The 18,127-nt window shown below is 65.8% G+C and carries 18 protein-coding genes; 9 read left to right on the plus strand and 9 right to left on the minus strand.

Features of this window, described 5'->3' with window-relative positions; all coding sequences use genetic code 11:
• Positions 1-71 precede the first annotated feature (71 nt).
• A complete protein-coding gene (locus ABE454_RS00685) occupies positions 72-599 on the plus strand; it encodes a group III truncated hemoglobin (protein WP_346528010.1) in 528 nt (175 codons plus the stop codon).
• A gap of 96 nt (positions 600-695) precedes the next feature.
• Positions 696-3,665 (plus strand): excinuclease ABC subunit UvrA, encoded by a 2,970-nt coding sequence (gene uvrA / locus ABE454_RS00690; protein WP_346528013.1) that lies wholly within the window; start codon positions 696-698, stop codon positions 3,663-3,665.
• Between the two features lie 109 nt (positions 3,666-3,774).
• On the opposite strand, the gene ABE454_RS00695 is transcribed toward uvrA, so the two are convergent.
• The gene (locus tag ABE454_RS00695; RefSeq protein ID WP_346528015.1) at positions 3,775-4,665 is read right to left on the minus strand and encodes a hypothetical protein; all 891 of its coding nucleotides are present in this window, start codon (positions 4,663-4,665) and stop codon (positions 3,775-3,777) included.
• A gap of 20 nt (positions 4,666-4,685) precedes the next feature.
• Positions 4,686-5,624 (minus strand): hypothetical protein, encoded by a 939-nt coding sequence (locus ABE454_RS00700; protein ID WP_346528017.1) that lies wholly within the window; start codon positions 5,622-5,624, stop codon positions 4,686-4,688.
• A gap of 102 nt (positions 5,625-5,726) precedes the next feature.
• On the opposite strand from ABE454_RS00700, the gene trmFO reads away from it, so the two are divergent.
• The 3 genes from trmFO to ABE454_RS00715 all read left to right on the plus strand — a co-directional run bounded on the left by trmFO (position 5,727) and on the right by ABE454_RS00715 (position 9,329).
• Positions 5,727-7,148 (plus strand): methylenetetrahydrofolate--tRNA-(uracil(54)-C(5))-methyltransferase (FADH(2)-oxidizing) TrmFO, encoded by a 1,422-nt coding sequence (gene trmFO, locus ABE454_RS00705; RefSeq protein WP_346528019.1) that lies wholly within the window; start codon positions 5,727-5,729, stop codon positions 7,146-7,148.
• Between the two features lie 277 nt (positions 7,149-7,425).
• Positions 7,426-8,955 (plus strand): HWE histidine kinase domain-containing protein, encoded by a 1,530-nt coding sequence (locus ABE454_RS00710; protein ID WP_346528022.1) that lies wholly within the window; start codon positions 7,426-7,428, stop codon positions 8,953-8,955.
• Positions 8,952-9,329, plus strand: coding sequence for a response regulator (locus ABE454_RS00715; RefSeq protein ID WP_346528024.1), 378 nt, complete (start codon positions 8,952-8,954; stop codon positions 9,327-9,329). Before ABE454_RS00710 ends, ABE454_RS00715 begins: the two co-directional genes overlap by 4 nt.
• A gap of 19 nt (positions 9,330-9,348) precedes the next feature.
• On the opposite strand, the gene ABE454_RS00720 is transcribed toward ABE454_RS00715, so the two are convergent.
• Genes ABE454_RS00720 through kdsA form a run of 4 tightly spaced genes read right to left on the minus strand, consistent with a single transcriptional unit; the run spans position 9,349 to position 13,837 of the window.
• Complete coding sequence (locus ABE454_RS00720; protein WP_346528026.1) at positions 9,349-10,458, minus strand: DUF3089 domain-containing protein; 1,110 nt, start codon at positions 10,456-10,458, stop codon at positions 9,349-9,351.
• Positions 10,458-11,459, minus strand: a complete 1,002-nt coding sequence (gene rfaD, locus ABE454_RS00725) for an ADP-glyceromanno-heptose 6-epimerase (RefSeq protein WP_346528028.1) — start codon at positions 11,457-11,459, stop codon at positions 10,458-10,460. Before rfaD ends, ABE454_RS00720 begins: the two co-directional genes overlap by 1 nt.
• Positions 11,456-12,916, minus strand: coding sequence for a D-glycero-beta-D-manno-heptose 1-phosphate adenylyltransferase (gene rfaE2 / locus ABE454_RS00730; protein ID WP_346528031.1), 1,461 nt, complete (start codon positions 12,914-12,916; stop codon positions 11,456-11,458). Before rfaE2 ends, rfaD begins: the two co-directional genes overlap by 4 nt.
• Before the next feature lie 18 nt (positions 12,917-12,934).
• On the minus strand, positions 12,935-13,837 hold the full coding sequence (gene kdsA / locus ABE454_RS00735; RefSeq protein WP_430825321.1) for a 3-deoxy-8-phosphooctulonate synthase: 903 nt from the start codon (positions 13,835-13,837) through the stop codon (positions 12,935-12,937).
• A 125-nt stretch (positions 13,838-13,962) separates the two neighbouring features.
• Between kdsA and sseA the strand changes: the two genes are divergently transcribed.
• Positions 13,963-14,799, plus strand: coding sequence for a 3-mercaptopyruvate sulfurtransferase (gene sseA / locus ABE454_RS00740; protein WP_346528033.1), 837 nt, complete (start codon positions 13,963-13,965; stop codon positions 14,797-14,799).
• Here sseA and ABE454_RS00745 read toward each other — a convergent pair whose 3' ends face one another.
• Positions 14,800-15,684: a DMT family transporter gene (locus ABE454_RS00745; RefSeq protein ID WP_346528035.1), complete on the minus strand. Its 885-nt coding sequence runs from the start codon at positions 15,682-15,684 to the stop codon at positions 14,800-14,802.
• Positions 15,685-15,875: 191 nt separating this feature from the next.
• On the opposite strand from ABE454_RS00745, the gene ABE454_RS00750 reads away from it, so the two are divergent.
• The 3 genes from ABE454_RS00750 to ABE454_RS00760 are packed head-to-tail and all read left to right on the plus strand — an operon-like array spanning position 15,876 to position 17,264.
• Positions 15,876-16,292 (plus strand): YbaY family lipoprotein, encoded by a 417-nt coding sequence (locus ABE454_RS00750; RefSeq protein ID WP_346528037.1) that lies wholly within the window; start codon positions 15,876-15,878, stop codon positions 16,290-16,292.
• A 4-nt stretch (positions 16,293-16,296) separates the two neighbouring features.
• Positions 16,297-16,536 (plus strand): ribbon-helix-helix domain-containing protein, encoded by a 240-nt coding sequence (locus ABE454_RS00755; protein WP_346528039.1) that lies wholly within the window; start codon positions 16,297-16,299, stop codon positions 16,534-16,536.
• A complete protein-coding gene (locus ABE454_RS00760; protein WP_346528041.1) occupies positions 16,533-17,264 on the plus strand; it encodes an SIMPL domain-containing protein in 732 nt (243 codons plus the stop codon). Before ABE454_RS00755 ends, ABE454_RS00760 begins: the two co-directional genes overlap by 4 nt.
• A 136-nt stretch (positions 17,265-17,400) precedes the next feature.
• Here the strand turns inward: ABE454_RS00760 and ABE454_RS00765 are convergent, their stop codons facing one another.
• Both ABE454_RS00765 and ABE454_RS00770 read right to left on the minus strand, forming a co-directional pair.
• Positions 17,401-17,748 (minus strand): DUF488 domain-containing protein, encoded by a 348-nt coding sequence (locus ABE454_RS00765; RefSeq protein ID WP_346528044.1) that lies wholly within the window; start codon positions 17,746-17,748, stop codon positions 17,401-17,403.
• A 4-nt stretch (positions 17,749-17,752) separates the two neighbouring features.
• Positions 17,753-17,995 (minus strand): hypothetical protein, encoded by a 243-nt coding sequence (locus tag ABE454_RS00770; protein ID WP_346528047.1) that lies wholly within the window; start codon positions 17,993-17,995, stop codon positions 17,753-17,755.
• Positions 17,996-18,127: the final 132 nt, after the last annotated feature.

Raw genomic sequence — 18,127 nt, forward strand, 5'->3', positions numbered from 1 at the left:
AGCTTTCGCAGGGTCGCCTTGGACAATCGGCGTCATGGCCTTCTGCGGCGCCGCTTCCTATCTTGCCCGACATGAGCACGCCCGACCGCCCCGTCGCCTTCCGCATCGACCGCCCCGCGCCGGATCGCGTCGAGGCCGCCGCCCGTCGTGAGGCCGCTGTCGCCCGCATCCGCGCCGAAACCGGCATAGACGAGGCCATGATCGACGCCCTGGTCGAAGGCTTCTACGCCAAGGTGCGTGAAGACGACGTCATCGGCCCGATCTTCGCCGCCCACATCGACGACTGGGGTCCGCATCTGGAGCAGATGAAGCTGTTCTGGTCGTCCGTCGCCCTGTCGACCGGCGTCTATCAGGGGCGTCCCATGCCCAAGCATCTGCCCCTGCCCATAGACGCGCGCCATTTCGACCACTGGTTAGGGTTGTTCGAGGCGACCGCCCGCGACCTGTGCCCGCCCGTGGCCGCCGAACACTTCATCGTTCGCGCCCGCCGCATCGCCGAAAGCCTGGAACTGGGCGTCGCCAACGCCAACGGCGTGCTGGTCGGTCCCGGCGAACGCTATCGCCGTCCGGAAACGCCGTGGTCGCCTGAAGCAGGCTAAAAGTTCTCATATTGTTCTTGCTGTTTCCGGCGAATTGATCCCCATATAGCGTCGTCGCCCCGAACCGTTCCGGGGCCTTCCGCGTTCCCGGATTCCATGATCGAAAAGCATAACTTCATCCGCGTTCGCGGCGCCCGCGAGCACAACCTCAAGGGCGTGGATCTCGACATTCCGCGCGAGCAGCTGGTGGTCATGACCGGCCTGTCGGGCTCGGGCAAATCCTCGCTGGCGTTCGACACCATCTATGCCGAGGGTCAGCGCCGCTATGTCGAGAGCCTGTCAGCCTATGCGCGCCAGTTCCTGGAGTTGATGGGCAAACCGGACGTGGACCTGATCGAGGGCCTGTCCCCGGCTATCTCCATCGAGCAGAAGACGACATCGAAGAACCCGCGCTCGACCGTCGGCACCGTCACCGAAATCCACGACTATATGCGCCTGTTGTGGGCGCGCGTGGGCGTTCCCTACTCGCCCGCCACCGGCCTGCCGATCGAGAGCCAGACCGTCAGCCAGATGGTCGACAAGCTGACCGCCCTGCCCGACGGCGAGCGCATCCTGCTGCTTGCCCCGGTCGTTCGCGGCCGCAAGGGCGAGTACAAGAAGGAAATGGCCGAGTGGCAGCGGCAGGGCTTCCAGCGGCTGAAGATCGACGGCGAATTCTACGCCATCGAGGACGCCCCCGCGCTCGACAAGAAGTTCAAGCATGACATCGATATCGTCGTTGATCGCATTGTAACCAAAGAAGGTCTTGAGGGCCGCTACGCCGACAGCATTCAGACCGCTCTGGGCCTGGCCGACGGCATCGCCACGGCGGAATGGGCGAATGCGCCCGAGGGTGAAGAGCCGCGCCGCATCGTCTTTTCCGAAAAATTCGCCTGCCCTGTCTCGGGCTTCACCATCAGTGAGATCGAGCCGCGGCTGTTCTCGTTCAACAACCCCTTCGGCGCCTGCCCGGCCTGTGACGGTCTGGGCGTCAAGCTGGCCTTCGACGCCGATCTGGTGATCCCGGATCGCGACAAGACCCTGCACAAGGGGGCGGTGGCGCCGTGGGCGCGCGGCCCCTCGCCGCTCTATACGCAGACGCTGCAGTCGCTGGCCCTGCACTACGGCTTCTCGATGGACAAGGCGTGGCGCGACCTGCCGGAGAAGGCGCAGAGCGTCATCCTGCGCGGCTCTGGCGGCGACAAGATCAAGTTCGTCTATGACGACAACGCCCGCAAATATGAGGTCTCCAAGCCGTTCGAGGGCGTGCTGCCGAACCTTGAACGCCGCTGGCGCGAGACCGACAGCGCCTGGGTGCGCGAGGAACTGGGCCGCTACCAGTCCGAAACCCCGTGCGAGGTCTGCGGCGGCAAGCGGCTGAAGCCCGAGGCCCTGGCGGTCAAGGTCGGGGGCGAGGACATCGCCGACATCTCCAACCTGTCGATCTCCAAGGCCTTCCTGTGGTTCTCGACGCTGGAAGACGCCCTGACCGAAAAGCAGATCGAAATCGCCCGGCGCATCCTGAAGGAGATCACCGACCGCTTACGTTTCCTGAACAATGTCGGGCTGGACTATCTGAACCTGTCGCGCAGTTCCGGCACCCTGTCGGGCGGCGAGAGCCAGCGCATCCGTCTGGCGTCTCAGATCGGCTCGGGCCTGACCGGCGTCCTCTATGTGCTGGACGAGCCGTCCATCGGCCTGCATCAGCGCGACAACACCCGCCTGTTGGACAGCCTGAAGGGGCTGCGCGACCTCGGCAACTCTGTGCTGGTGGTCGAGCATGACGAGGAAGCCATCCTGACGGCCGACTATGTCATCGACATGGGCCCGGCCGCCGGGGTCCACGGCGGCACGGTCTGCGCCGAGGGCACGCCCGCCGAGGTCATGGCCAACCCCAACTCCCTGACCGGCCAGTATCTGACCGGCGCGCGCGAGATCGAACTGCCCCCTGAAGGCCGCCGCCCCATCGACCGCAAGCGGATGCTGAAAGTCTCGGGCGCCACGGGCAACAACCTGAAGAACGTCACGGGCGAGATCCCGGTCGGCGTCTTCACCTGCATCACCGGCGTGTCGGGAGGCGGCAAGTCGACCTTCACCATCGAGACCCTGTACAAGGCCGCCGCGCGGCGTCTGAACAATGCGTCCGACGCCCCCGCCCCCTTCGACCGCATCGAGGGGCTGGAGCATTTCGACAAGGTCATCGACATCGACCAGTCGCCGATCGGTCGCACCCCGCGCTCGAACCCGGCGACCTATACCGGCGCCTTTGGACCCATCCGCGACTGGTATGCGGGCCTGCCCGAGGCCAAGGCGCGCGGCTACGGCCCCGGCCGCTTCAGCTTCAACGTCAAGGGCGGTCGCTGCGAGGCGTGTCAGGGCGACGGCGTCATCAAGATCGAGATGCACTTCCTGCCCGACGTCTACGTCACCTGCGATGTCTGCAAGGGCAAGCGCTACAACCGCGAGACGCTGGAAATCGTCTTCAAGGGCAAGAGCATATCCGACGTTCTGGACATGACGGTTGAAGAGGCTGCGCGCTTCTTCACCGCCGTGCCGTCGATCCGCGACAAGATGCTGACGCTGGAGCGCGTGGGGCTGGGCTACGTCAAGGTCGGCCAGCCGGCCACCACCCTGTCCGGCGGCGAGGCGCAGCGGGTCAAGCTGTCGAAGGAGCTGTCGAAACGGGCGACCGGCAAGACGCTCTACATCCTCGACGAGCCGACGACCGGCCTGCATTTCGAGGACACCCGCAAGCTGCTGGAAGTGCTGCAGGAGCTGGTCGAGAACGGCAACACCATCGTGGTGATCGAGCACAACCTCGATGTCATCAAGGTGGCCGACTGGTTGCTGGACTTCGGCCCCGAAGGCGGCGACGGGGGCGGCGAAATCGTCGCCGTCGGCACGCCGGAACAGGTCGCGGCGAACCCTGCCAGCTGGACCGGCCGCTATCTGAAGGAAGTGCTGGATCGGCACGAGGAACGCCGCAAGGGTCGCGTCGCGGCCCTGACCACCGAACCTGCGCCCGTCAAGCGCGCGTCAGCCAAGCGCGCCCCATCTAAGAACGCCAGGGCCAGCAAAAGCGCTTAACCGCTCCCCCGGCGCACGCCGGGGCATGAACAGAGCGTGAGGGCCAGCCTCAACAGAAACGCCGCGCCCTGAAAGAGCGCGGCGTTTTCATTTCCGCCCTGTCGCTGGATCAGGCGCGCGACACGCCCTTGATGCCCAGATAGGCCGCCGAGAACGGCGCATAGACGATGGCCGCCTGCGCTGCCGACAACAGGGAATTGACCACGCCCCACGCCAGCAGGGCCGGCCAGAACTTCACCAGCAGGGTGGCGACATTCGTCGTTCCGGCGCCCGCGATGCTGTCCAGCCCGCCGAAGACCAGATTCACCGGTGCGATGACGATGGACCCCAACAGGCCCACCAACATCGACATGACGCCCGCCAGCACCGCCATGCCCAGCAACGGCCAGAAGCGACCCTTGGTCAGCGCCCAGCTTTCCTTGATGGCGATCTTCTGCCCGGCGAAGGTCATCGGCGCGACCAGGCTGAGGCGCACCGCCAGCCAGGCGGAAACCGCCACAAGGGCCAGCCCCGAAAGGACCGCAGGCAGGATCAGGAAAGGCGCGCTCAAGGCCCCCGCCATGCCGATAAAGCCCCCGACAACGACCGATCCCGCCATTACGACGGCGAACATCAGCAGGGCCAAGATCAGGGTCGCGCCCAGAATGCGCAGTTCATCGCGGCCCAGACGCAGATAGCCGAACCGCTTGTCCTCCGGCCGGATGACGGAACGCGCCACCGCCGCCGTCAGCACAGCGCTGAACAGCAAGGACAGCGGCATGACCAAGCCCATCATCGCGCCATAGGCCTGCATCAAGGCCGTCACATCGGTCATCGACGGGTCGGCGCTCTGCTGGACCTGCTGAGCCAGGTTGAGGATGTTGACCAGATGGCCGCCCGCTACAGCGAAGAAGACCGCGAAAAACACGATATAGGCCGTCGCCCAGGCCAGAATGGCCATCGGCGCGCGGCGGGCCAGACGGAAGCCTTCAAAGGCGGATTCTGTGGCGTTGAAACTCATGCTGGCTCCTCGATTCTCGCTCAGCTTAACGCAGCAGCGCCGGTTTCGTCGCGATTTTGCGTCGCCAGCATCTGACGGCAGGCCGAAACGCCCGGCGCGATCCAGAGGGCGGCCATTACGCCGTAATAGACCGACGCCCCGACAAAGACGGCGACGCCCGCAGTCACGATCAGACCGGGACTGAAGTCAGGAACGCCGCCCTGCGCGCTCTCAGCCCAGGCGGCCAGTTGGGGCCAGAAAGGAATGCTGACGCCCAGGGCGATCAGGCCCGCCACGATGAGGAACAACAATTGGATCATGAAGGTGATGAAGAAGGTCGCCACGAACAGACCCAGCAGCAGCCAGACGCGCCCTCGCGTCATCCGCCAGCCGGAGACGAAGGCGAAATCCCGCGTCGCCAGACTGAGCGGCAGGATCATCGAGGTCCGCAGCGCCGCCCAGACGATCCCCGCAATCCCCGCCAGTCCGACGACTACGCCCATGACGACGGCCGCCGTTTCGGACACCATCCAGAAGGCCGCGCCGAAGGCGAAAGCCAGCAGCATGACCACCAGCATCACGCCATAACAGCCGGCCATAATGGCCAGTCCCGCCACGGCGACGCGCGCCTCATCCATGCCGACGCGAAGGTCGAAAAAGCGGCCGGGCGTACGGTCCGGCCACAGCACGGCGCGACAGATGGCGGCGATGACCAGCACCAGACCGACCATCTGTATGACATTGACCAGCATGGCCATGGCCTGAAAACGCATCATGGCGGCCAGCGCCTCCGCAGACGCATCCGCCTGTGAAGACACAACGTCCGGGCCAACCGTCCTGAACAGTTCAAGCAGGACGATCAGGGACAGCATGATGGGCAGGGCCATGATGACGCCCCAGCCCATGATCAGGCCCGGCCGCCTCCGGATCAGCCGGAATCCTTCCGCCAGCGCTTCTCCGATCTGAAATCCGTGGGTCATGAACGGCCTCCGTCGCCTCCTGTAGCGGTGAATGGCGCACCGCGACAGACCCGGCCGCACGCTCTGCATGACAGGCGACGTCCGCGAGGCTATCAGGGCGCCATGTCGAACGCCTCCCCCACGCCCCGCCCCGCCTCTGGCCCCGTGCACGTCATCGGCGGCGGTCTCGCCGGTTCCGAAGCGACCTGGCAGATCGCCCAGGCGGGAGTGCCTGTCATCCTGCACGAAATGCGCCGGGATGAGCCGGAGCAGGTGCGCACCGACGCCCACCACACCACGGGCCTGGCCGAGTTGGTCTGTTCCAACTCGTTCCGCTCGGATGACTGGGAGTTCAACGCTGTCGGCCTGCTGCACGCCGAGATGCGGGCGCTGGACAGCCTGATCATGGCCTCGGGCGACGCCAATCAGGTGCCGGCGGGCGGCGCGCTGGCGGTCGACCGCATTGGTTTCTCGGACGCCGTGACGGCCAAACTGGAAGCCCACCCCCTCGTGACTATCGTGCGCGAGGAGATCGCGGGGATCCCGCCGGAAGAGTGGGACAACGTCATCGTCGCCACCGGCCCGCTGACCTCGCCCGCCCTGGCCGACGCCATCCTGAAGGCGACGGGCGAGGAATCGCTCAGCTTCTTCGACGCCATTGCACCGATCATTCACGCCGACAGCATCGACTTCGACGTCGCGTGGCGCCAGTCGCGCTATGACAAGGAAGGCCCCGGCGGCGACAAGGCGGCCTACGTCAACTGCCCGATGGACAAGGCCCAGTACGAAGCCTTCATCGACGCCCTGCTGGACGGCCCCAAGGCGGACTTCAAGGAATGGGAGAACGTGCCCTATTTCGACGGCTGCCTGCCCATCGAGGTCATGGCCGAGCGCGGCCGCGAGACCCTGCGCCACGGCCCGATGAAGCCGGTCGGCCTGACCAATCAGCACAACCCGACGGTCAAGCCCTACGCCATTGTCCAACTGCGTCAGGACAATGCGCTGGGGACCCTGTTCAACATGGTCGGCTTCCAGACCAAGCTGAAATACGGCGCCCAGACCGACGTCTTCCGCATGATCCCCGGTCTGGAGAACGCCCAGTTCGCACGTCTGGGCGGCCTGCACCGCAACACCTTCCTGAACAGCCCGCGCTTGTTGGACGGTCAGATGCGGCTGAAGGCCATTCCGCGCCTGCGCTTCGCCGGTCAGGTGACGGGCGTCGAGGGCTATGTCGAAAGCGCGGCCATGGGTCTGCTGACCGGCCGTCTGGCCGCCGCCCAGGCGCTGGGTCGCGATCTGGCCCCGCCGCCGCCGGAAACGGCCATGGGCGCCCTGGTGGAGCACATCACCGGCGGCCATCTGGAAGGCTCCAAGTTCCAGCCGATGAACATCAACTACGGCCTGCTGCCGCCGCTGGAAGCGCCCAAGGTCGATGAAGACGGCAAGCGCATCCATCCCAAGGAACGCGGCCGGGCCAAGAAGCGCCTGCAGAGCATCCGCGCGCTGGACGCTCTGAAGGCATGGCGGGACATGTCACAAGCCTGACCATAACTATGGTCCTCGGCGTTACTGAACGCACACCCTCCAGAGGGCGCTTGCTTCACACGAAAAGGTTAATGTCCAGCGGCAACGTATTAATCATATGTGCGGCATGTGATGATGCCGTAAGGGTCGCTGGCTGCCGCGTTCAAGCGAGCGCCGTCAAGGTGCGTAGGTTTCCTCATCGAGGGTTTTAACCTTTACACCGACTTTTTTCGGCGAAAGAAATGGCGCCGTTTCAGTGCGTGGCGCGTTAGTGACGCAGCGAACAAGGGGATGGAATTTGCAGCGGGTCGCCAAAACAATTGATCTGGTGGCGGCGTTTGACTCCTCTCCCAACCCTTATGCGCTGATAAACCGTGACATGCGGTTCGTTGGAATGAATAAAGCCTATCAAGGCGTTATCCTGCGTGATCGTGAGGAACTGGTAGGACAGCATCTGCTGGATTTCTTTGCGCCTGGAGACGATGAGCTTAGTCATAATGCACGTGCTAAAATGCGGGCATCAATCGACAAGGTGATCCGCACCGGCGAACCAGACCATTTGGCTGTGCTGCATCATCCCATGCTGTGCCCTCAACCGGATGGTAGTCGCACCCTGGTTGACCGATATTGGAGCTGCACGCATACACCGATCAAGGATGAGGCAGGCGAAGTCACACACATCCTGCAGGACAGTACTGATGTGACTGACGTCATACAGTTCCGACTAGATCGCGACGATTCATATCGCTCAAATCTGCCGATGGATGCAACAACAGCTCTGGATGCCATCGCCAGAAGCGGCATCTTCCAGCGCGCCATGAAGATTGAAGCCCACCATCAGCGACTGGAAGCCGAGCACCGGCAGATCACCGACATGCTGATGAACGCACCGGGTTTCGTCGCCGTGCTGAACGGGCCGGAGCACATCATCCAGTTCTGCAATGACGCCTGTTATCGCCTGGTCAGCCATCGCGACATTCTGGGCCTGTCGGTGCGTGAGGCCCTGCCGGAGCTGGGGGAACAGGGCCATCTGGATTTTCTGAACGACGTCTTCGAGACAGGCGAGCCCGTGTATGGCCGCCAGCGCGCCTTCACTCTGCGGCACACGCCCGACGGTCCGATGGACCATCGCTATATCGACTTCGCCTACCAGCCCATTCGCGATGAAGAAATGAAGATCATCGGCATCTTCGTTCAGGGACATGACGTCACCGACGTCGTGCTGGCCGCGGATCGTCAGAAGCTGATGATCGACGAGCTGAACCATCGGGTGAAGAACACCCTGGCGACCGTGCAGTCGATCGCCATGCAGACGGCGCGCACGCACGAGGATCCGAGCTCGTTCGCACAGGCCTTTCAGTCCAGAATCCTGGCGCTGTCGCACACGCATGATCTGCTGACCCGCAGCCACTGGGAAGGCGCCGACCTGCGCTCCGTTCTGGAACATGAGATCAAGGCCCATGGCTTAGGCCGGCTGACGCTGCATGGTCCTCACGTCGATCTGTCCCCGGCGCGGGCTGTGTCGTTGGGCATGATCTTTCATGAACTGGCCACCAACGCCGCCAAATACGGCGCCCTGTCCACTGCCGACGGATGCGTTCAGGTCGAGTGGCGTCTGGCCGACCATAGATCGCCCCGTCTCGAAATCTGCTGGCGCGAGGTGGGCGGCGTTCCCATTCCGGAACCCATGCGTCGCGGCTTCGGCACACGACTGATTGAACGCAATGTGAGACACGATCTGCACGGCGACGTAAATCTGTCATATCCTCCAGAAGGATTCTGCGCCGAAATCAGCCTGCCCGTGGAACTGGAAACGGAGATTCTATGACCGACGCCCTTTCAGGCCGCCGCGTGCTGATCGTGGAGGATGAATCTCTGGTCGCCATGCTGCTGGAAGCGGTTCTGGGCGATCTGGGCTGCACGGTCATCGGGCCGGAGTCCAACATTGATGACGGCCTGCGCGTCGTCACCGGGGAGGCGCAGCTCGACGCCGCTCTTCTTGATGTCAATGTCGCCGGGCAGGAAGTGTTTCCCGTCGCGGAGGCCCTGAAGGCGCGCGGCATCCCCTTCGTCTTCTCGACAGGCTATGGCGAAAGCGGCCTGCCGAATGAATGGCGCGGCAATCCGACGGTGCAGAAGCCCTTTACCGACGCCGCCATCCGCGACGCCCTGATGGCGGCCCTGAACATCGCGACCGTCTGAACAGGACAGCGCCCCGTTCTTATTCCGGTGAAGGCGCGTTTTGCTCTGTCCAGGCCGACAGGCGCAGAACGGCGTCGGCCTCCACATCGGCGTAGAACAGATTGTAGGGCGGTATGCTGCGCTGATCCGCCCATGAACCGGCGTCGCGGAAGGATTCCGAGTTCAGGCGCGAACGCCACAGGATGCCGTCCCGGCATTCGGCCGCGACCAGTCGGCGCTGGAACGCGGGCCGGGCGCCCCATTCCAGATTGGTGGCGTTGGTGGCGCCGCGGCTTTCGCGCGCATCGGACACAGGGGCCTCAACCGAGCCGCTCACAGGATTGACGCAGGCGATGGGGGCGCCGCCGACCTCGATCAGGGCGCCGCGTTCGTTCCATGTCAGGGCGCGGCGACGGATGCGTTTGGACTCGCCGTCGGCGTGCTGCTCGACAGAGCGCCACGCCAGGACGCAGCCGGTTTCATCGGCCGAGGCGCACAGGGGAATGTCGGTGAAGCGGCTGACGGGCGTCACGCCCTCGATCAGATAGACAGCCACAAGACGCGAACGCAGCGCCGGGTCGCGGGCGATCCGTTCGTGCAGAAGGCGATCGGCCAGATCGGCCCCCTGCTCTACCCCGGCCAGTATGATCGGGCCGTCGGGATTGCGGGCCAGCCATGCCTCGAAGGCCGCCTTCACGTCGCCATAGGCGAAGGACCGCGCCTCGCGCGCATCTTCACGCAAGGTCAGGCGGCTGTAGAGGCTGGCCTGACGGTACAGCGGCGCGCTGACATCGCCCGCAGCGGCGAACGGTCCAGCGTGGTTGGGCAGGACCACGGTCCGCAGCTTGTTCAGGGCGCGGCGGTCGTCGATGGCGCCGTTCCAGTCGCTGCCGCCGTCATAGGTGGTGGAATGAATGAAGAAGACATGGGCCGGACCGGCGCCCGACGCGCGCGCATCCAGAAGGGCCCATGCCGCCCTGTCGCCGTAGTCGGGCGCGGCGGGCGGCTTATAGGTCTGGAACGGGATTTTCGGGTCCAGCCCGGCGCGCAGGATGTCGCCGCGCCAGACCGCCACCGCCGCCGTCAGCAGCAGGATCAGCGCAAAGCCGGTGTAGCCGACCCACTGGCGAAAGGTCAGCCGGGGCCACATCAGCGGTACGGGTCCGACTGGGCCAGGAAGTCCTGGACATAGCGGCGCACGCCTTCTTCCAGCAGCGTCGACTGACCATCGTAGCCAAGGGCGCGGATGCGATCCATGCTGGCCTCGGTGAAATATTGATAGCGGTCGCGGATCGCCTCGGGCATGTCGATATAGGCAATGGACGGCTCCTTGCCCGCCGCGGCGAAAGTGGCCCGCGCCAGATCGGCGAAGGAGCGCGCCTGCCCCGATCCGGCGTTGAACACGCCCGAGATATCCTCGCGCTCCAGCAGCCACAGGATGATGCCGACCACGTCGTCGACGAAGACGAAGTCCCGCAGTTGTCCGCCGTCGGGGTAGTTCGGGTTGTGCGAGCGGAACAGGCTGACCGTCTCGCCCGCCTGAACCTTGGGCCAGATCTGGGCGACGACCGACTTCATACCGCCCTTGTGGCCCTCGTTCGGCCCATAGACGTTAAAGAACTTCAGCCCGGCCCACTGAGGCGGCGCCTCGTCGCGATCGGCCTGACGCACGGCGTACTGGTCGAACAGATATTTCGAATAGCCATAGGCGTTTAGCGGACGCAGCGCATTCAGGCTCTCAGGATCGTCGCGATCCTCGAACCCGGTCTCGCCGTCGCCGTAGGTGGCGGCCGAAGAGGCGTAGATCATCCGCACATTGCGCACCGCGCACCAGTCCCAGATGTCGCGCGACAGGCTGAAGTTGGTGCGCAGGATCAGGTCGGCGTCCGGCTCGGTCGTCGAGGAGATGGCGCCCATGTGGATCACCGCCTCGATGCGGTCGGCGTGACGCTCCAACTGGTCGAACAACTCTTCCGGCGCCCACAGGTCGGCGATGGGGTGTTTGGCGATGTTCTTCCACTTGGCGAGATCGGCCGTCTCCAGCCGGTCGCAGACGACCACGTCCCAGGCGCCGCTCTCGCACAGGCGGGCGACGATGTTGGAGCCGATGAAGCCCGCGCCGCCGGTCACAACGATCATGCGAGGCGTCATTCAGAAGCTCCAGTCATCTTCTCGATGGTCTTGGTCGTGGAATAGCCGTTGGCGAAGTCGGCCAGACGGACTTCACCGCCCCAGCTTTCGACCTCGGCGGCGCCGACGACCTTGTCCTTGGTGTAGTCTGAGCCCTTGATCAGCACGTCGGGCTTAAGGCGTTCGATCAGGGCGATGGGGGTCGGGTCGTCGAAGGCGGTGACGCGATCGACGCTGGCCAGACCGCCGATGACGGCGGCGCGGCTGTCCAGATCATTGACGGGGCGGCCCTCGCCCTTCAGGCGGCGCACGGAGGCGTCGGTATTCAGCGCCACGACCAGCCGGTCGCACCAGCCGCGCGCCTGACTGAGATAGGCGACGTGGCCGCGGTGCAGGATGTCGAAGCAGCCGTTGGTGAAGCCGACCTTCAGGCCCTGACGCTTCCACGCCTCGACCTGATCGACCAGTTCGTCCAGCGGCGTGACCTTGGACTGGGCCAGCGCCGCGTGCTGGCTCATCTCGGCCTCGATCAGTTCGGCCGGGGTGACGACGGCCGTGCCGCTCTTGCCCACCACCACGCCCGAGGCGAGGATGGCGAACTGCACCGCCTGTTCCAGCGTCGCGCCTGCGCCCAGAGCGAGGCCCAGCGCGGCGAGACAGGTGTCGCCTGCGCCCGACACGTCGAACACTTCACGCGCACGACCGGGGAAGTGGGTGACGCCGCCGCCCCGTTTCGCCAGAGTCATGCCCTTGCCTGCGCGGGTGACGATGACGGCCTTGGCGGTCGTGGAAGCCAGCAGGGCGGCCAGCGCCGCCTCGACCTGTTCGTCAGTCTCGGTCGGCAGGTCGGTGGCGCCCGCCAGTTCGCTGGCGTTCGGCTTGATGACGTCGACCGCGCCATAGCGGGCGAAGTCGCGGCCCTTGGGGTCGACGATGACCGGCGCGCCGTATTCGGCCCCGGCCCACAGCGCAGCCTGAATGGCGCCGTCGTCCACCACGCCCTTGGCGTAGTCGGACAGCAGGATGGCGCCCGCGCTCCGGAACACCGCCTTGTCGGCATAGCCGGAATGGAGCGCGGCCTCGTCGTCCAGACGCAGCAGTTGCTGGCCCGCGGCGACGAAGCGCGTCTTGACGATGGTGGCGGCGCCCTCGGGCCGGATCAGGGCGTCCTCGATCCGGTCCTCGGCCGCGATCAGGTCGGCCAGTTCGGCGCCCGCCGCATCATCGCCCGCGACGGCGCCCAGACGGGCCTGACCGCCCAGAGCCGCGACGTTGCGGGCCACATTGCCCACGCCGCCGGGCATGGCCACGGTGCGGCGCGCGCGCAGGACAGGGATCGGCGCCTCGGGCGAGATGCGGCTGACCTCGCCATAGACATAGCGATCCAGCATCAGATCGCCGACGCAGGCGACCTTCAGGTCGCGCACGCGCTCCAGCAGGGACTGCAGGGCGCCGAGATCAAGAGAACGTTCAGCCATGACGCCGAACTAGCGGATTCACGCCGTCTTCGCCATCGGCCCCTTGTGACCCAGCTTGATGGCCAGATCGTCAAAGGCGATCAGTTCGGCGGCCAGGGCCTCGAACTGGCTGAGCGGCACCATGTTGGGGCCGTCCGACGGGGCGTTGTCCGGGTCTTCGTGCGTCTCCATGAAGACGGCGTCGACGCCGACCGAGACGGCGGCGCGGGCCAGCACCGGTACGAACTCGCGCTGGCCGCCGGAGGACGTGCCCTGCCCGCCCGGCTGCTGGACGCTGTGAGTGGCGTCGAAGACCACCGGGCAGCCGATTTCGCGCAGCACCGGCAGGGCGCGCATGTCGCTGACCAGGGTGTTGTAACCGAAGCTGGCGCCGCGCTCGCAGGCCATGACGTTGGAGTTGCCCGCGCCCGTGACCTTGGCGATGACGTTCTTCATGTCCCAGGGGGCGAGGAACTGGCCCTTCTTGATGTTGATCGCCTTGCCGGTAGCGGCGGCGGCCAGCAGCAGGTCGGTCTGGCGCGACAGGAAGGCCGGGATCTGCAGCACGTCGACGAACTCGCCGACCGGGCCGCACTGGGCCTCGGAGTGGACGTCGGTCAGGGTCGGCAGGCCGGTGACTTCACGGATTTCGGCGAAGATCGGCATGGCGTCCTTCAGGCCGATGCCGCGCGCGGCGCTGGCGCTGGTGCGGTTCGCCTTGTCGAAGCTGGTCTTGTAGATGATGCCGAGGTTCAGACGCTCGCCGATCTCCTTGAGCGCATGGGCGGTTTCCAGTGCGTGCTGGCGGCTCTGCATCTGGCACGGGCCGGCGATGAAAACGATGCGGGCGCCGCCGCCGATGACGACGGGGGTCTTGAGACCTTCGGACAGGGTGATGACGGCGTTCGGAGAGGTCACGGCGGCGCTTTCGACTGTGGTCAACTGTGCTTCGCGGGCCTGTGCCGCGACTTTACAGTCGGACAGGTGGCGTCGCGGATGGGTTTTCGCAACTTATCGGGCGACTCAGGCCCTGACCATCGTTCGCGCGATTATGTTAGGCTGAAGCCATGAACACGCCCCTGATCTCGACCGAAGCCCTGGCGTCGCAGCTGGACGCGCCGAGCCTGCGCCTCATTGACGCCAGCTGGTGGCTGGACGGGCGCGATGCGCGCGCAGATTTCGAGCGCGAGCGGCTGCCGGGCGCCGTTTTCTTCGATCTGGACGCCGTGTCGGATCGGGAAAGCCCCTATCCGCACATGCTGCCGTCGCCGGACGCCTTCGCCGAGGCGATGGGCGCACTGGGCGTCGCGGAGAGCGACGACATCGTCGTCTATGATGCGCAGGGGCTGTTCTCGGCGGCGCGGGTCTGGTGGACGCTGCGGACGATGGGGGCCAAGCGCGTGCGCGTGCTGGATGGCGGCCTGCCCAAGTGGAAGGCCGAGGAGCGAGCGCTGGAAAGCGGCGCAGGCGAAACGCCTTCGCCTGCACGGTTCAAGGCGCGGTTCGACGTCGATTCGGTGGCGGACTTTGCGCAGGTCGGCGCCGCGCTGACCGAAGGGCTTCAGGTGGTCGATGCGCGCGGTGCGGCGCGGTTCCGGGGCGAAGCGGCCGAGCCGCGTCCGGGCGTGCGGGCAGGCCATATGCCGGGGGCGCTGAACCTGCCCTTCCCCCACCTGCTGAACGCCGACGGGACGCTGAAACAAGGTCAGGCGCTGGAAGAGGCTTTCCGCGCGGCGGGCGTCGATCTGGAGCGGCCCGTCATCACCAGTTGCGGCTCGGGCGTGACGGCGGCGATCCTGACGCTGGGGCTAGCCGTGCTGGGGCGTTCGTCGAGGCTTTATGACGGGTCGTGGGCCGAATGGGGCGCACGGGCGGATGCGCCGGTCGTGACCGGCCCCGCCTGATCAGGCCGCCGAACGTTTGGGCGCGCGGATCAGGAACACCTGCCCGGCCAGCACCAGAGCAAGCCCGACGAAGGCCAGCACGCCGAAGCGCGCCCCCTCGAACATCACCGACACCAGCATGGCGATCGGCGGCGTCAGGGCCGAGATGTAGCTGGCGGTCGCATACCCCCTCGCCCGCGCGATGGTGAAATAAAGGCCAAAGGCGATGACCGAGCCGAACACCGCCAGATACAACAGTGAAATGACATAGGCTGGACTCCACGCCACCGACCACGACACGCCGGTGACGAGGGCGTAGAGCGTCAGCGATCCTGATCCATAAGCCATGGCCCATGCCGTGGACGGCAGCACCTGCGAGCCCGCCTGCTGCCCCCTCCAGGCGAACCAGTTGCCGAAGGCCGAGGCGAAGACGGCGATCACGGCGAAGCTGACGCCCGCGACGGCGTGGACGCCCAGACCTGCGCCCATCACCTCGCCCGCCGACAGGACGCCAACGCCGACCACGCCCAGTCCGGCCCCCAGCCATGCGGCGGCGGCGGCCTTCTGGCCCGAGGCGACGCGGAACAGGATCAGGTTCAGGAAGGCCAGCGCCGCAAAGATCACCGCCACGACAGCCGAAGCGATCTTCTCTTCCGAGGCATAGACGAAGGCGTAGCTGATGCCGAAGGAAAACAGCCCCTGCGCCATCGCCGCCATATGTTGCGCCCGCGTCAGGGCCAGCCGCCCGCCGGTCGCCTTGACGATCAGCGCCAAGAGGGCCGAGGCGATGCCGAACCTCAGCACGACCGAAATCACCGGATCGACAGCGCCGAGTTGAAAGGTGATGGCGTACCATGTCGTACCCCAGATCAGGGCGCAGACGCCGACCCCGCCTAGAGCGAGCAAGGTGGGAGATACGATACGGGATGATCCGTTTTCGGGCGATGGAGCTTCGGGCTGGGGCACGCAGGGAGACTCGGCAGGACGAAAACGGAAAACCGCGATAGCACCGCTTTATTGCGCCGTCTCTCAACTGTTGCAGCCATATGTGACGCTGGCGCGTTCTGCTAAGCTAGCCGCTCATAAAGGATAAGCTGATGCGCCTGCTTCTTGCTCCTCTCGTTCTGGCTCCGGCCCTGATGGCCGCCGCCTGCTCCACCCTGCCTGAGGCTTCCAACAACATGACTGAAGTCCAGGTCAGCGCCCTGTATCGCGAGCGCATCATGCTGCCGCCGGGCCATGTTCTGACCGTCAAGATCGAGGACGTCAGCCGCGCCGACGCCCCCGCCCGCGTCCTCGCCGAGGTCAGCCAGCCGCTGGACGGCCGCGGACCGCCCTACGCCGTCACCCTGTCGGTGCCGAACGACAAGATCGATACCCGTATGGAATACGCCGCCCGCGCCGAAATCCGCGACCCGTCGGGCGCCCTGCGCTTCACCACGGACACGCGCCATTCGGTGCTGACGCGCGGCGCGCCGAACAGCGTCGAGATCGTCATGGTGGGCGTACGCTGAACCCTTGAGCGGCCTCGTCAAACGATCGGTGCTGCTGTCCGGCCACGCCACTTCGGTGGCGCTGGAGCCTGAGTTCTGGGCCGTGCTGGACGCCGTGGCGGCCGAACTGGCGCTGAGCCGGTCCGGCCTGCTGATCCGCATCGACGACTGGCGGGGCCGCCGCCCCCTCGCCTCCGCCTGCCGCATACTGGCCCTGCAATGGACCGGCGGCGACCGCAGCTTTGCAGAAGAAAAGACGCCATGAGCGACACCCGTATCGACCGCAACCGCCTGATCCCCGCCGCCGTCTTCGGCGGTCTGCTGGCCGTGGGCCTGATCGGCGGCGGCGCCCTGATCGGTCAGGGCGTGGTCAACGCCCGCGCGGGCGATCGGTCGGTCACCGTGCGCGGTCTGGCGGAAAAGGACGTGAAGGCCGATCTGGCCGTCCTGCCGATCCGCTTCACCGCCTCGGGCGATGTGCTGTCTGAGGTTCAGGCGCGCATCGACGGCGATCTGGCCATCGTGCGCCAGTTCCTGAAGGCGCAGGGCTATCCCGACGACGCGGTGGATCTGGGCCAGCTGGGCGTCGCCGACACCCGCTCGCGCGAATATATGAGCCAGAGCGGCGGGCCGCGCTTCATCCTGACGCAGACGCTGATCGTGCGTACGACGGATGTGGATCGGGTGCAGACGACGACGCGCAACCTGAACGATCTGGTGCGTCAGGGCGTGGTTCTGCAGGACTTCAACGGCCCGTCCTACATCTTCACCAGGCTGAACGACGTGCGGCCCGCCATGATCGCCGAGGCCACCGCCGCCGCCCGAAGCGGCGCCGAACAGTTCGCCAAGGATTCCGGCGCGCCTCTGGGGCCGATCAAGACGGCGGGTCAGGGCTCGTTCGAAATCCTGACGCGCGACGGCACGGGCGATGAGGCCAGCACGCCGAACAAGAAGGTGCGGGTGGTGACGACGATCAGCTATCGGCTGAAATAATCTGCACTCCGCTCATCCCGGCGAAGGCCGGGACCCAGATTGTATGATGCAACTCTGGCCATTCCGCAGTTGCTATCGTTCGTCACCGATGTGTGTGTCTGGATCCCGGCCTTCGCCGGGATGAGCGGTTAAAGGGTCAGGGTCCGGCCAAATAAGCCGCCAGCACAACCGCATCGTTGTGCGCTTCATCCTTGGTGCCATAGACCAGTGTCGCCGGGCCATCGGCAAGCGCGGCCTTCAGTTCAGCCACAGTGCTCGCGTTTACGTCCAGCTCCGCGCGATAGCGGCGCTGGAACTCCGCCCACTTCGCCGGATCATGGGCGAACCAGCGGCGCAGTTCAGTGCTGGGCGCGATCTCTTTCAGCCACAGATCGATGCGGGCCTTGTCCTTGCTCAAACCGCGCGGCCACAGGCGGTCGACAAGGATGCGCGTTCCGTCCGTTGGCGAAGGCGGCTCATAGACGCGCTTGAGGGCGACCTTCATCGCCTCAGCCCTCGGCCACTCTGGGCGGCGCGGCCGGTTTGGGCAGTTCGAGCGGCGCGGGTCGATCGGGCGCATCGGGCAGGCGCGGCGACGGGGCGGAGATGTCCACGTCCAGGTTCGGCGTTTGCGGCGCGGTCGGCTCGCCCCGACCAAACAGGAACCACGCCAGCACCGCGACCAGCATCACCAGCGCCCCGATAATGAAGGCGAGGCCGCGCGGGCCGCCGCCACGGGAAATCTTCGCCATCAGACATCCTCCCTTGATGGCCGGTTTCAAAGGGAACGGAGCGCCCTTGACGGGGTTCCGGACACGGACCGCGCGAATGGGACTGACTTTGGGCGCTGTGCTGCTTATGTTCTCCCTTTCAGATTCCGGCGG

Origin of the sequence: Brevundimonas diminuta (assembly GCF_039673845.1) — a bacterium.
Classification (GTDB): Bacteria; Pseudomonadota; Alphaproteobacteria; order Caulobacterales; family Caulobacteraceae; genus Brevundimonas; species Brevundimonas diminuta_E.